This is a genomic window from Mesorhizobium sp. WSM4830 (assembly GCF_055811495.1).
Map to the genome: position 1 here is coordinate 42,900 of NZ_JBVVQI010000008.1, position 12,660 is coordinate 55,559.

The following is a 12,660-nucleotide window of genomic DNA, read 5'->3' on the forward strand; positions in this document are numbered from 1 at the left end:
ATCGAGGCCGTCATGAAAATCGTCACCTGGAACATCAACGGCGTCCGCGCCCGCATCGGCAATTTGACCCATTGGCTGACGGAAAGCGCGCCCGACATCGCCTGCCTGCAGGAGATCAAGACGGTCGACGAGCAGTTTCCTCGCGCCGAGATCGAGGCGCTCGGCTACAATGTCGAGACTCACGGCCAAAAAGGCTTCAACGGCGTCGCCATCCTGTCGAAGCTGCGTTTCGACGAGGTCAATCGCGGCTTGCCGGGCGACGATGCCGACGAGCAGGCGCGTTTCATCGAGGGCGTGTTCTCGACCGACAAGGGCGCCTTGCGCGTTGCCTCGATCTATCTGCCGAACGGCAATCCGATCGACGACGAGAAGAAGTTCTCCTACAAGCTTACCTGGATGGCGCGACTTGAGCGCTGGGCCGAAGAGCGGCTTGCGCTGGAAGAGCCACTGGTTCTGGCCGGCGACTACAATGTCATCCCCGAGCCGATCGACGCGAAATATCCGGAAAACTGGCTAAGCGATGCGTTGTTCCAGCCCGCGACGCGGCAGGCGTTCCGGCGGCTAAAGAATCTCGGCTTCACCGAAGCCGTGCGTGCCGTCACCGACGCCCCGGACGTCTTTACGTTCTGGGACTATCAGGCCGGCGCCTGGCAGAAAAACAACGGCATTCGCATCGACCATTTGCTTCTGTCGCCCGAAGCCGCCAACTGGTTTTCCTCGGCTTCGATCGAAAAGCAGGTGCGCGCCTGGGAAAAGCCCTCCGACCACGTGCCGGTGGCGATCGATCTGGCGTTGCAGCCGCCCTGACCGGAGCTGCTGTCCGGCGGCACTTTGATAAGTTGACCTCTTATCGCCACAAATCGCGTGCTTGATGAGAAATCATCATGGTGGCTGGGGTTCCCATGACTACTCGATTTGCACTCTGCCCGATCGGCTGCGCGCTTGCGATGGCGGTGGCGACGCCGGCTTTTGCCGATGCAGAGTGCCTTGCCAACGGCAAATCATTCCAGATCGGCCGGGTCGCCTGCCTGACGCTTGCCGGCCAAAGCTACCTCGCCCGTTGCGAGATGGTGCTCAACAACACGTCCTGGACAAAGCAGCGGGATGGCTGCCCGGACAACACGCTGGCCCCACATCTGCAGGGCACGCCGATCTCAACACCGGCGCCCGGCGGCATGCCGGCGGAACCGACCGATAATTGATTTAAATCGACAATCCCGCCGACCTATTGGTCGCCGCCACCCTTGGTGAGGATGTCGTCGGCCAGCGAGATCGCGGTGCGGCGGTCGGCTTCGCCGGCGGCGGCAAACGCTTCTTCCTGCATGCCACGGATCCATGGCTGGTCGGCGGGTGAGGCCCGCTCGAGCGCCGCGGTCATCATCGCCAGCCCCCGCACGATCTTGCCGCTTTGGAAAAGCAGGTTGCCGAGCGTCGCCTGCGCGCCCGCATGGCCCTTTTCGGCCGCCAGCTGGAACCAGCGTCCGGCCTGCTTGACGCTGGCCTTGACGCCGCCCTCGCCCTTGAGGAACATCTGGCCCATCTCGAACTGGGCGTTCGGATTGCGGTAGTTGGCGGCGGCACGCATGTAATATTCCTGAGCCGCCACCTCGTTCTCCTCGACGGGGCTGCCGGGAATGCCTTTCCTCAGATAGTCACCAAGCGCCACCAGAGCGTCCGAAACATAGCTTTCCTCGGGCGAACCGGGCTCGACATCCTGGTCGACGATCTCGCTGAAGAACTTGAATGCCGCGTAGTCGTCTCGCGCCACGCCATCGCCTTCGGCATACATGCGCGCAAGCTTCCAGGTAGCGCCGATCTGGCCGTTCTCCGCGGCATACTTATAGGCTTCCGCGGCCTGCTCCTTATGGCCGTTCTTGTAGGCGGAAAAGCCGAACTGGAACACCGCCCACGGGCTCGACTGCGGCTTCACACCGGTCTTGTCGTCGAACACCTTTTCGTCGAAGGCCATGGCCTGGCCGACGGCGCCCAAGGTCGCGCCAAACGTGGCGAGCGCAACCAGTGCCGAAAGGACAGACGACCTCAACAACTCAGATGTCCGCATAGCAGTGTGTTTCTTTGGCACCGCCGGGATGGGTGACCGCGCCGTCGCGGGCAGATCCGACCGTCTGTGCGTATTTCCAGATCGCGCCCGACTGATAGTCGGTCGTGCGCGCCTTCCATCCTTTTGCCCTCGCCGCCAGTTCGGCTTTGGACAATGCAACCTCGATCGTGCCGTTCACCGCATCGATCGAGATCAAGTCGCCATCCCTAAGCAGCCCGATCGGGCCGCCCACTGCCGCTTCCGGCCCGACATGGCCGATGCAGAAACCGCGCGTCGCGCCCGAAAAACGCCCGTCGGTGATGAGCGCCACCTTGCCGCCCATGCCCTGGCCGTAGAGAGCCGCCGTCGTCGACAGCATTTCGCGCATGCCCGGGCCGCCGCGCGGACCCTCGTAACGGATGACGAGAACCTCGCCTTCCCTATAGTTGCGATGCGTAACCGCTTCGAAACATTCCTCTTCCGAATCGAAGCAGCGCGCCGGACCCGAGAATTTGAGCTCCGTCATGCCGGCGACCTTCACGATCGCGCCTTCGGGGGCAAGGTTACCCTTCAAGCCGACGACCCCGCCGGTCTGGGTAATCGGCCTGTTGGCGGGACGGACCACATCCTGGCTGTCATTCCAGGAAACATGTTCCATATTTTCGGCCAAAGTGCGGCCGGTCACCGTCAGGCAATCGCCATGAAGATAGCCATGGTCGAGCAGCGTCTTCATCAAGAGCGGAATGCCGCCGGCCTCGAACATGTCCTTGGCGACGTATTTGCCGCCCGGCTTGAGGTCGGCGATATAGGGTGTTTTCTCGAATATCCTGGCCACGTCGAAAAGATCGAACTTTATCCCGGCCTCGTGCGCGATCGCCGGCAGATGCAGCGCCGCGTTGGTCGAGCCGCCAGTGGCCGAGACCACGGTCGCGGCATTTTCCAACGCTTTTATAGTAACGATGTCGCGCGGGCGGATGTTCCTTGCGATCAGCTCCATGATCTTTTCGCCGGAAGCGAAATTGAAGCGGTCGCGCATCTCGTAGGGTGCCGGCGCGCCGCAGGAATAGGGCAGCGCCAGGCCGATCGCCTCAGCGACGGTGGCCATGGTATTGGCGGTGAACTGGGCACCGCAGGAGCCGGCCGACGGACAGGCGGCTTGCTCGATCTCGAGCAGCTCGGCGTCGCCGATGGTGCCGACCGAGTGCTGGCCGACCGCCTCGAACACGTCCTGCACGGTGATCTGCCGGCCACGGTAGCTGCCGGGCAGTATCGAGCCGCCATAGATGAAGATCGACGGCACGTTGAGGCGCACCATGGCCATCATCATGCCAGGCAGCGACTTGTCGCAACCGGCCAATCCGACCAGCGCATCGTAGCAATGGCCGCGCATGGTGAGCTCGACCGAGTCGGCGATGACCTCGCGCGACACCAGCGACGATTTCATGCCCTGATGGCCCATGGCGATGCCGTCGGTGACGGTGATGGTGCAGAATTCGCGCGGCGTGCCGTTGGCCGCCGCCACGCCCTTCTTGACCACTTGCGCCTGGCGCATCAGCGAGATGTTGCAGGGTGCGGCCTCGTTCCAGCAGCTGGCGACACCGACCAGAGGCTGCGCGATCTCGGCCGCCGACAGCCCCATCGCATAGAGGTAGGAGCGATGCGGCGCCCGCTCGGGACCAACGGTCACGTGGCGGCTCGGCAGCTTGGCCTTGGAGATCCCTCTGGCGTCCATACTCGTCCTTACCGCGGGCGGTGCGGCCTGCCTCTTCGCCTAGCCTTTTGGCGCGTGTCCCGAGACAAGTTTGAGGTGCGCCGGGTTTATGGCGGGAAATGGGCAATGTTCCCGGGCGGCCGGGTGGCGCGAGGGTTGTTCAGAAACTGTTGCCAAAACGTCACAATTACAGGAGCGAACGTTATGGGCGGCAATTGCGGCGCTGGCCGATCCACCGAACAAAACAACCGGGCAGTGCCCGGCCGTTTTGCCGTTTAAAAATCTGTGGTTAGAACTTGATCTTGACGGAAGCCGAACCGGCGAGAAGCAGGTCGTTGCCATAGGTATAGGTGACGGCATTTGCCACGTCGCCGACACCGCTGAAAGTCGATGACCCGCTCGTCAGCACACCGATCGAGCCGCCGAGCCTGACCTCGACCTGGTCGTTCGGCGAATAGGAGACGCCGCTGGCCACGGCCCAGGTATCCGACTGATAGCCGGAGGTCGTCGAAGTGCCGCGATCCCAGGTCAGCGAAACCACGCCCGACAATTGATCGGTGAACTTGTGACCGATACCGCCGGTTACCGTCCAGCCGTCGCGATAAAGCAGGTCGAATGAAACGGGCGAGGGAGCACCGGTCACCGGACTGCGCACGCCATTAATGGCAATGACGCCAAGCTTGCTCCACTCCTGCCAGCGGATGGAACCGAAGGCCAGCCAGCCAGGAGCTATACCGCTCTGCAGCTTGAATTCCAGAGCTTGAGGTATCTCGGCCGACGCCGAGACTGGGTACACCCCGGTAGAGCCAGGAATCAGATCCGCCGGAAAGGCGCCCCTGAAGCCGGTCGTGTCGACGGTTCCCGACAGCCCGTCGTACTTGTAGCTCGAAGAGTACATCAGGCTGGCGCGCAGGGCGATCTCGGGGATCTCGTAGGCCGCGCCCGCACGCCAACCCCACGCCTCGTCGGACAGCTTGAAGACGCCGAGGCCGGTATTGCCGAAGGCGAGCAGTGTCTGGCGGGACAGAAACGCGTCGACCTGTTGGTACGAGACACCGCCGATGAACCGAAAGGCGCCCTTGCCGACGTTCACCTTGTAGGAACAGGTAAGACCGAAATCGTTTGTGTCGACGGCGTATTTGACCGCTGTCGGCGAATAGGCGTTATTGGCGCCGAAGTTTGCATCCGCACCATACGGTTCCGTATAGGTCGCAAGACAGTCCACCGGTTCAAAGAGGTTGGCCTTTAGCCCGACATGCGGGACCGCATAGTCGCCGCCAACATCCACCGCCGACGTCGACAATCCCGAGCCATCCAGACGCTGCACATTCTTGAGTTTGCGCTGTGGCGAAACATAGGTGACGCCCGCATCGAACGAATATGGCGCCGCGTCGAACAGCTGGTCGATGTTGACGCCGCCCCGGTCAAAGCCCCCGGCCTGCACCGTCCCAGCCAAAGCCAGCGAAAAAGCCCCCGCGCCCAGCAGCACTTTCAGACGCGAATAACACATGAATCTCCTCCCCGAAATATCCTTGCATCAAGCTAGAACCAATTCAGGTTAACGGCGCAACAACGAATTCGCCGTGCGTACATGTACACCTTGGCGGAACGCATTTCCGACAAGGTTGCGGTCTTTTTCCCGAGGCGGGAAAATGGCCGCCTCAATACAAATTGACGAGAAAACTCGGGAATACCACCTAAAACACTACAGAACAGGGCATTTTGCGTGCCCAGTCAGCCATTGTTACATTACGGCAACAATGGGGCAAAAACATTCAGTTTGCCTCAAGATTTACGCTGCGGAATGCCTGTTTTCGTGGCAAGCGGCCTGCCTTGAAAGCAGATTCGTGACCGGCGAATCTGTTGCGGCCAGCCGACCCAATCTGTTCGATCAGCCAGCGTCGCGCACCCGCGCCAATGCCACCGAAAGCTTCTCTTGCGCCTCGCGATATTCGGCGAGTTTTTCACGCTCGGCCTCCACCACCTCTTCCGGCGCGTTGGCGACGAATTTCTCGTTGGACAGCTTCTTGTAGAGCCGCGCTATTTCCTCGGTCACCTTGGCAAGCTCCTTGTGCAGGCGCGCTGCCTCGGCGGCAAGGTCGATCAGGCTGCCGAGCGGCAGGCAGATGGTCGCCTCGTTGACGACAATCTGGGCGGATCCCCTCGGTGGCGCCTCGGCGAGCGAGATGTCGCCGACCCGCGCGAGACGCTTGATAGCCGAGCCCTGACGCTCGAGCCTTTCGCGTGTCGCTTCGTTGGCGCCGATCACCACGAGCGGTGCGATCGCCGCCGGCGGCACGTTCATTTCCGAACGCACCGAGCGGATGCCGGAGACGAGATCGACCAGCCAGTTGATATCGGCGGCGGCCGCCTCGTCCTCGAAGTCGGGCGACGGCCATGCTGCATGACAAAGCAACGATGGCCGTTGCCTGCCCTCGCCGGCGGTTTCGGCCCACAGTTCCTCGGTCATGAACGGCATCATCGGATGCAGCAGCTTGTAGATCTCGTCGAGCACGAAGGCGACGCATGCCCTGCTCTCGGCCTTGGCGGCCTCGTCGGTGCCCATGAACACCGGCTTCAGCAGTTCCAGGTACCAGTCGCAGAACTGGTTCCAGACGAACCGGTAGGCGGCACCTGCCGCCTCGTTGAAGCGGTATGAGGTGATGCCGTCCGTTATATCACGCGCGGCTCGCGTCAGCTCGGTCAGGATCCAGCGGTTGACCGCCAGCTTGGCGTCCTGCAGCCAGAAATCGTCGTCGCGCGCCACTTCGTTCATCTCGGCGAAGCGCGTCGCGTTCCACAGCTTGGTGCCGAAATTGCGATAACCGGCAATGCGGGCCGGATCGAGCTTAACGTCGCGCCCTTGCGCTGCCATCACCGTTAGGGTGAAGCGCAGCGCATCAGCGCCGTATTCATCGATGAGCTCGAGCGGATCGATGACGTTGCCTTTCGACTTCGACATCTTCTGCCCGTTCTTGTCGCGAACCAGCGCATGGACATAGACGGTATGAAATGGCTCCTGATCCATGAAATGCAGGCCCATCATCAGCATGCGGGCGACCCAGAAGAAGATGATGTCGAAACCGGTGACCAGCACGTCGGTCGGGTAATAGGTCTTCAGCTCCGGCGTCTGGTCCGGCCAGCCGAGCGTCGAGAACGGCCACAGCGCCGACGAGAACCATGTATCGAGCACGTCCTCGTCGCGGGTCAGGATCTCGCCAGGCTGGAAATTCTCGAGCTTGTCCTCGACCCAGGCCTTCCACGGCCCTTCCAGCGCCAGATAATATTCGACGGCGGCACCGAGCGCCTCTTCCTCGGTCTTTTCGACAAAGACATGCCCGTCCGGCCCATACCAGGCAGGGATCTGGTGGCCCCACCAGAGCTGGCGCGAAATGCACCAGGGCTGGATGTTCTCCATCCAGTCGAAATAGGTCTTTTCCCAGTTTTTGGGCACGAAATTGGTACGGCTCTCGCGCACCGAGGCGATCGCCGGCTTGGCCAGTTCCGCCGCATTGACATACCACTGGTCGGTCAGAAACGGCTCGATCGGCACGCCGCCGCGGTCGCCATGCGGCACCGCGTGGCGATGCGGCTCGACCTTCTCGAGAAAGCCGCCCGCCTCCATCAACTCGACGATCTTCTTGCGCGCATCGAAACGGTCGAGTCCGTCGAGGCTGTCCCAGACGGCCTGGCGCTCCGGCGTCACTTTCAGTCCGGCGAGAAAGTCCTCATTGTCCTTGAGGCTCACCGCCGCATTGACGGTGAGGATGTTGACCGCCGGCAGCCGGTGGCGCTTGCCGACCTCGAAATCGTTGAAATCATGCGCTGGCGTGATCTTGACCGCACCGCTGCCTTTTTCGGGATCGGAATACTCGTCCGCGACCACCGGGATCCTGCGGCCGACGATCGGCAGGATGAGGTTCGTGCCGACAAGATGCCGGAAACGTTCGTCGTCGGGGTGGACTGCGACAGCCGTATCGCCCAGCATCGTCTCCGGCCGGGTCGTCGCAACGGTGATGAAGGTCTTCGGATTTTCCGGATCGAATGTCGTGCCTTCGACCGGATAGCGGAAGTGCCAGAGGTTGCCGTTGACTTCCTGCTGCTCGACCTCGAGATCCGAGATGGCGGTCAACAGCTTCGGGTCCCAGTTCACAAGGCGCTTGTCCTTGTAGATCAGCCCTTCCTTGTAGAGCGTCACGAACACTTCGAGCACGGCCTTGGAGAGGCCCTCGTCCATGGTGAAGCGCTCCCGGCTCCAGTCGGCCGAGGCCCCGAGCCGCTTCAGCTGGTTGAGGATCGCGCCGCCGGACTCGTCCTTCCACTCCCAGACTTTGTCGATGAACTCATCGCGCGTCAGGTCGCGGCGGTGGATCTGCTTTTCCATCAGCTGGCGCTCGACCACCATCTGCGTGGCGATGCCGGCATGATCCATGCCCGGCTGCCACAAGACATTCTTGCCGCGCATGCGCTCGAAGCGCACCAGAATGTCCTGCAGCGTGTTGTTGAGCGCATGGCCCATATGTAGCGAGCCGGTGACGTTCGGCGGTGGGATGACGATGGTGAAGGCTTCAGCCCCCTCCTCGGCCCCGGCGCCGGCCCGAAACGCGTCGGCCTCTTCCCATATCCTGGCAATCTTCGGCTCGACGGCTTTGGCGTCGTAGGTCTTTTCGAGCATGGGAAAACGGTCCGCGCTGTCCGGAATTTGTGGTCCGGTGTAAATCGGAAGGTTGTTGCCAAGTCAACCGCAAGGGCATGGCCGATAGATAGCGCCGGGATGGTTCGGTGCAACTCGCGGAACTGAATGTTACAAGGCAATCGCGTCAGGTTCGCGCTGCCCCTTGCCGTGCCTTCCAGCCTTGGTGGTTGGCGAAAGCCAAAGAGACATCCGATCTCCCCCCTTGCGGGGAGATCGGATGCTTCGCCGATGGCGCCTGTCGGCAGGCAGATGAGGGGCAGCGCTGACGTCGACAATTCGCCGGTCGAGCGCCGCCCGTCGGCGGCTCTCCGAATTGCTACTGCGCGCCGCGCGCGACGCGCTCGATTTCCTCGCGCACCAGCCGCTCGACCAGCGTCGGCAGGTTGTTGTCCAGCCAGTCCTGCAGCATGGGCCGCAGCATCTCCTCGGCCATCTCGTCGAAGGTCTTCTTACTGCGGCTGGCAAACGCGTCGGAAAGCTCGCCGAAGGCGGCGGCAACCTGCCGGCCCGTATGCTCCGAAAGGATCGCCGGACGTGCGGGCGGCGCCTCGCTGGCCGCCGGACGCGCAAATCCGATTTTCGAAGGTTCCGGGCCGATTTTCGAAGGTCCCGGGCTGCTTTCCGATGGCTCCAGCCCAATCTCCGAAGGCTCCGGCGCAGGTCCAGCAGTCGCCTCGCCCTCGAAAATCTCGGCTTTCGGCTCGGCGTCCGGCGTATGGGATGGCTCGGCGCGCTCCGGCTTGGCCATCGCGTCGCCGACCGCGGCGATCTCGCGCCGCCAATCGGCGATGATGGTGTCGGTCGTCTCCGCAGCCTTGGCCGTCGCAGGCCGATCCGGCTTTGCAGGCGGCTCGGGAACGGTGTTCACCTCAGCCAGCGTCACCGCTGCTTTTACCGGGCCGGGGCGGAGCGGCGTTTCCAGGCGCTCGATGACCGGCGCGACCGTTGGCTGCACCTCGGCCCGCGTGGCCGGCTTGGCGATCTCCAGTCCGCCGCGCAGTTCGGAACGGAACGTATCCCCCTCCGCTGCCCGTCCCGCAGCCGGCGCCGGTTGCAGATCCTGGCGCAGCTCGTCCGCGTCGCCCGGCTGCTTGCGGCCGGTATCGCTGTCCTCGATGATCCTTCTGATGGAAGCCAGTATTTCTTCCATGGAAGGTTCGCGCTGTACGCTGCTTGCCGTCGCCATCGTCACATCCGCCGCCCTTGTGACTCGTTCTCAGATTTCCTGTCCGGCAATGCCGGATTCGAATCATGGCAACAGCGTAACCGACGGAACGCCTTGCGAGAATCCCCAATCTGGCGACATCTCGGATTTCAACAGATTAGGGTCGGGAGTTGAGGCCCGCGCGTCGTTCGAGCGCGGGCTGAAAACACGGCCTGGCGATCAGCGGCCGTCCGGCGTGCGCAGGCCGATCCACTTGTCCTTGACGGCGTTGTAATGCTCTTCCGGCCTGTACTTCGTCACGTTGAGCGCAAGGCGCTCTGCCGACAAATGGCCAACCGCCGAGAGGATGGCATAGCTTGCCACCACCACGTCGCGTTCGGCGCTGACAAGATTGATCTTGGCGGTGATGAGCGTCGCCTGCGCGTTGAGAACGTCGAGCGTGGTGCGCTGGCCGACATTGCGCTCTTCGATGACGCCGTTCAAGGCAAGCTGTGCGGCGGCGACCACCTGCCGGTTGGCCGTGACGCTTTGCTGCGCGGCGGTGTATTGCGACCATGCCGATGTCACGGCCTGACGCACCTGGTCGCGACTGACGTCGACTTCGATCCGCGCCTGGCTGAGCGATTCCTTAGACTGGCGCACAGTCGCCGAGGTCCGTCCGCCCGAATAGATCGGCACAGTCAGCGTGGCACCGATGTTCGCCGACGTCCTTGTGCCGTCCTGCGTTGCCCCAAGGACGCCCGGAACCGTGTTGCGATAGTCGCTGGAGACGCCGGCGCTGGCCGAAAGCTGCGGGAGCAGCGCGCCTTCGGCAGATTTCACCGAAAACGCCGCCGCGTCGACCAGGTGCTGGGTGGCGAGAATGGCCGGATGCTCGGCCGATGCGATCGCGATCGCCGCATCGAGGCTCGACGGCAACAGCTTCGATGCTGGCGAAGCCGGCCTGAGCCTGCCCGGCTCGTCGCCGACGATCTGGCGATAGGTCGCAGCACTTGCCAGCGCCGTCGCACGGGCGGCGCTCAACTGCGCCACCGCGGAGGCACGCTGGGCGTCGGCCTGCGCGACGTCGGTGCGGGTACCCTCGCCGACCTCGAAGCGCGAACGCGCCGCACGCGCCTGCTCGGTCAGGAATTGCAGGTTCTGTTCGGTCAGCACGGCAATCTGACGATCGCGGATAACGTCCATATAGGCGCTCGCCGCGTTGAACAGCGTGTTCTCTTCAGTGTTGCGCAAGCTTTCGAACGATGCGCTGACTCGCGCTTCGGCGGCGGCGACGTTGTTCTTGGTCTGGAAGCCGTCGAACAGGGTTTGATTGATCTGGACGCCAAAGTTGCCCGTGGTTATGCGCGCGGTTCGACTCGTACCATTGATGTGGGTGCTGGTGTAATCGATGTCTGCGGAGCCGGTGATGGTCGGGCGCCAGCCGGACTTGGCGATGGCGACGCCCTCGTCGGTGACGCGGGCGCCGGCGCGTGAAGAATTAAGCGAGGAATTGTTCTGATAGGCCTTTGAAAGTGCCCCGAGGATAGTTTCGGCCGAGGCGGCCAGTGGAGAAAGCGCTGTCGCCGAAACGAGGACAGCGGTAAAAAGCAACTTGCGTACAGACGGCACGTTATATTCCCTCATTCGTTTTGCACGGGAACTGCGCCACGCTGGCTTCTCCTTCTGATCAGCCGGCGCCGCGTTTTCTATCGTTCCCCCGCTGAAAGCCCCCAAGAAACACCCGGTTATGCAGATCAGCAACGATTGTTCAAACGCAAGCGATCATGACAACGCCTTCGCTGCAAGGCAAAATCACTCAGAATTCGAAGGCGGGAATGCGTTCAAATCCCGGTAGTGGCTTAATTGCCGCATTAAATGCGCGTCTTCCCGTTACAACCCCTCCAGTCTTAAAAAAAAGCCGGGCTACGCCCGAATTGCCCTGCCCTTCCACGGCGACGAGTCGGCCGCCTTCGGCAAGCTGGTCGAACAGCGCCGCCGGCACCTCGCCGACGCTGCCGCCGATCAGGATGACGTCATAAGGCGCGTTTGCGGCATGGCCTCGCGGCAGCGGCCCCTGGACCACGGTGACATTGCCGCAACCCAGCGCCGCAAGCGTCGAAGTGGCGGTCTCGGCTAGGGCCGGATCGCTTTCCAGCGCCACCACGAACCTTGCCAGCCGCGACAGGATCGCCGCCGCATAGCCGGTGCCGCAGCCGACATCGAGTGCCGAATCGCCTGGGCCGATATCGGCCAGTTGCATCAGCTTGGCCAATGGCGACGGTTCCATTAGATAGCGCGGACCCTCGGCCGTATCGGCAATGCGGATGTCCTCATCGATATAGGCAAGATCGCGCTGGCCGGAGGCAACAAAGGCCTCGCGCGGCACGAAAAGCATCGCCTCGAGCAACGGCGCGCTGGTCACGTCGGTGGTGCGGATCTGGCCGTCGACCATCTTCACCCGGCGTTCGGCAAAATCAGCGCTCATGTTCCAACCATCCGCTTGCCGCGCGAAGGCCGCGGCTGTTTCGACCGGAACTGAAGCCCCCTGGCGCTGACGCGCGGGAGCTCGGGTATTGGAGGCCTCGCCCGGAATCGAACCGGGGTGCAAGGATTTGCAGTCCTCTGCGTAACCACTCCGCCACGAGGCCTCGTTGCTCCCGGCGTTCCACCCGGCTCCAATAGGTTGCGGCGAAAATGCCGTCAAGCGGCCACCATGCATTCCCAACGGTTCTTCCGACATCGAGGCACTGCTTATCAACGCCATGCCATGCTAGCAATAACATATTAGCTTATCGTTAAGCATGATTCTCGGCGAGAGGAACCCGAACCCGGCGGCCACGTTGGGCAGAAAGGAGGCTCCGCCATGGCTCGATCAGCGACGCAAGACGGCACACCGCGCGGATTGTCGCAGTCTGCAGAGCTTGTGCGCTATGCCATCGACCGCCTCGGCATAGAAGGCGCAAACAGCCTGCCGCCGCGCGACCGGGCGCGGCTGGCGTCGGCTACCGCCGTTCTCAAGGAGCTCTGCGAACGCCTGGAAAGCTGTTTCGACGAGCCTCGGTGAT

The 12,660-nt window shown here is 62.7% G+C and carries 10 protein-coding genes and 1 tRNA gene; 3 read left to right on the forward strand and 8 right to left on the reverse strand.

The features are described from left to right. The first annotated feature begins 12 nt into the window (after positions 1-12). Complete coding sequence (xth, locus tag AC0L2Y_RS12700; RefSeq protein ID WP_473556501.1) at positions 13-807, forward strand: exodeoxyribonuclease III; 795 nt, start codon at positions 13-15, stop codon at positions 805-807. Positions 808-884: 77 nt separating this feature from the next. Further along, positions 885-1,202 carry a hypothetical protein gene (locus AC0L2Y_RS12705; protein ID WP_352490602.1) on the forward strand — a complete coding sequence of 106 codons (318 nt, stop codon included), beginning with the start codon at positions 885-887 and terminating at the stop codon, positions 1,200-1,202. 23 nt (positions 1,203-1,225) lie between these two features. On the opposite strand, the gene AC0L2Y_RS12710 is transcribed toward AC0L2Y_RS12705, so the two are convergent. The 8 genes from AC0L2Y_RS12710 to AC0L2Y_RS12745 all read right to left on the reverse strand — a co-directional run bounded on the left by AC0L2Y_RS12710 (position 1,226) and on the right by AC0L2Y_RS12745 (position 12,243). Then, the gene (locus AC0L2Y_RS12710) at positions 1,226-2,062 is read right to left on the reverse strand and encodes a tetratricopeptide repeat protein (protein ID WP_473556505.1); all 837 of its coding nucleotides are present in this window, start codon (positions 2,060-2,062) and stop codon (positions 1,226-1,228) included. Beyond that, positions 2,049-3,773, reverse strand: a complete 1,725-nt coding sequence (gene ilvD, locus AC0L2Y_RS12715) for a dihydroxy-acid dehydratase (RefSeq protein WP_473556506.1) — start codon at positions 3,771-3,773, stop codon at positions 2,049-2,051. Before ilvD ends, AC0L2Y_RS12710 begins: the two co-directional genes overlap by 14 nt. Before the next feature lie 268 nt (positions 3,774-4,041). After that, on the reverse strand, positions 4,042-5,262 hold the full coding sequence (locus AC0L2Y_RS12720) for an OmpP1/FadL family transporter (RefSeq protein WP_473556507.1): 1,221 nt from the start codon (positions 5,260-5,262) through the stop codon (positions 4,042-4,044). Positions 5,263-5,643: 381 nt separating this feature from the next. Beyond that, positions 5,644-8,427 (reverse strand): valine--tRNA ligase, encoded by a 2,784-nt coding sequence (locus tag AC0L2Y_RS12725; RefSeq protein WP_473556509.1) that lies wholly within the window; start codon positions 8,425-8,427, stop codon positions 5,644-5,646. A 337-nt stretch (positions 8,428-8,764) separates the two neighbouring features. Beyond that, entirely contained in the window at positions 8,765-9,634 is an 870-nt protein-coding gene (locus AC0L2Y_RS12730; RefSeq protein WP_473556511.1) for a PopZ family protein, read from the reverse strand. 198 nt (positions 9,635-9,832) lie between these two features. Then, positions 9,833-11,224 carry a TolC family outer membrane protein gene (locus tag AC0L2Y_RS12735; protein WP_473556513.1) on the reverse strand — a complete coding sequence of 464 codons (1,392 nt, stop codon included), beginning with the start codon at positions 11,222-11,224 and terminating at the stop codon, positions 9,833-9,835. A 187-nt stretch (positions 11,225-11,411) separates the two neighbouring features. Beyond that, entirely contained in the window at positions 11,412-12,080 is a 669-nt protein-coding gene (locus AC0L2Y_RS12740) for a protein-L-isoaspartate O-methyltransferase family protein (protein ID WP_473556516.1), read from the reverse strand. Between the two features lie 89 nt (positions 12,081-12,169). Then, positions 12,170-12,243: transfer RNA gene (locus AC0L2Y_RS12745), tRNA-Cys, on the reverse strand. A 215-nt stretch (positions 12,244-12,458) separates the two neighbouring features. On the opposite strand from AC0L2Y_RS12745, the gene AC0L2Y_RS12750 reads away from it, so the two are divergent. Next, entirely contained in the window at positions 12,459-12,659 is a 201-nt protein-coding gene (locus tag AC0L2Y_RS12750; RefSeq protein WP_473556518.1) for a hypothetical protein, read from the forward strand. Position 12,660 lies beyond the last annotated feature (1 nt).